Raw genomic sequence first — 1,493 nt, 5'->3', positions numbered from 1 at the left:
CTTAAACTATGAAAAGAATCTACCTATTTTTAATCGCTTCGTTTTTGTCGACGATGGCCCTTGCCCAAGGAGACGAAACACATGTTACCTTTTCTATGAATTTTTCCAATGCAATTAAGGGTCAGCAAAGTATAGACTTTGCAGATTACATCAATACCCATGAGTTTTATGAAGAAACGGAATATCCTCATTGTGCTACCGCAACTGATTGGATTGAGGATTTAAATTATTCAATCTCTAACATTTCGTGGGATGGTTCTTTGAGTCCGCTTTTTGGGTTAGAAGGGGCTGTACTTCAAATAGACCACGATGAGATAAGCTCCAACACCGTGACCAAGACGTTTCATTTCACCATTTCCTATAGTTATACTATTTTAAATAGGTGGTGGGAAATGATGGAAGTAGATAATGACATTAGATGTACTTTGATGGAAATCCCTGATCCTGAATCTGGTAGTGAAACAATTTCTGTGGATATTACTTTTGATTTCTCGGCAGAACGAGCTATTACTGCTGCTGATGTTATTGCGCCAGACCAATATTGTGATCCAGAAGGAGGAAGCCTAACACTTCAGATAAATCCTAATGCATATGAAAATACAAGTGCATATAGGATATATTCGAAAAGTTCAGGGAGCGAAACACCGTTGATTTTTAATACAGAGTCTTTTACTATTTCAGAATCACAGCTTTCAACCTATTATAATTCTGGGACAAATAAGTATGAGTTTTATATGACTGAGCAAGAGGAATTTCGCATGGAGCAGCCGGACAGAGAGCTTGTTGCCGTTTCTGTGTTGAACCCTGAAACTCCGGTTATTACAGGGAGCCTTGAATTTTGTGAAAACGATCTCACTCAGGTATATACGGTAACGAACAGTACTGGAACCTTATCTACTACGGGCACCACAGGAGGGGTGGCTACCATAAACGGTAACAATATCACTGTTGTTTGGGATAAGAATAGTCCTACTCATACCCTGGTGGTTAGAAATACTATTGATGGATGTTATAGAGAATATTCTAATAGTAACATTAGAATTAATCCTCTTCCTTCGGTTGATTTAGCTGCTATTCCTGATGTCTGTGTGGATGGTGAGAAATTATCCCTTGCAGGTTTTGCCGATAGTGGGGGGGATTGGAGTGGAACTGGAGTAAATGCCAGTGACGAGTTTGATCCGGTTGTTGCAGGACCAGGTACTCATACCCTAACCTATTCCTACACGGATGGAAACAGTTGTACTGTTACAAACACTACAACAGTAACGGTAAATGATCTGCCAGCACCACCAACAGCCACGGACGATGAAGTTTGTGATGCAGGAGAGGTGACATTATCTGTAAATAATCCGGTTAGTGGGTATTCATATAGGTGGTACGTTAGCGATAATGGGGGTACCTCCGAACACACCGGCACAAGCTATAGTCCTTCAATCTCGAGTACTACTACATACTATGTTGAAGCTGTTAATTCGTCTGGTTGTGTTAGTTCA

At 40.5% G+C, this 1,493-nt stretch carries 1 protein-coding gene; it reads left to right on the top strand.

Annotated features, from left to right (window positions below):
- Positions 1–8: 8 nt before the first annotated feature.
- On the top strand, positions 9–1,493 hold a 1,485-nt coding region (locus E1171_RS01495), incomplete at its 3' end, for an immunoglobulin domain-containing protein (RefSeq protein ID WP_155203383.1).

It is taken from the genome of Xanthovirga aplysinae (genome assembly GCF_009711365.1).
GTDB lineage: Bacteria > Bacteroidota > Bacteroidia > Cytophagales > Cyclobacteriaceae > Xanthovirga > Xanthovirga aplysinae.
Note: the sequence above shows the minus strand (reverse complement) of the source record. Positions and strands in the feature narration are given on the sequence as shown.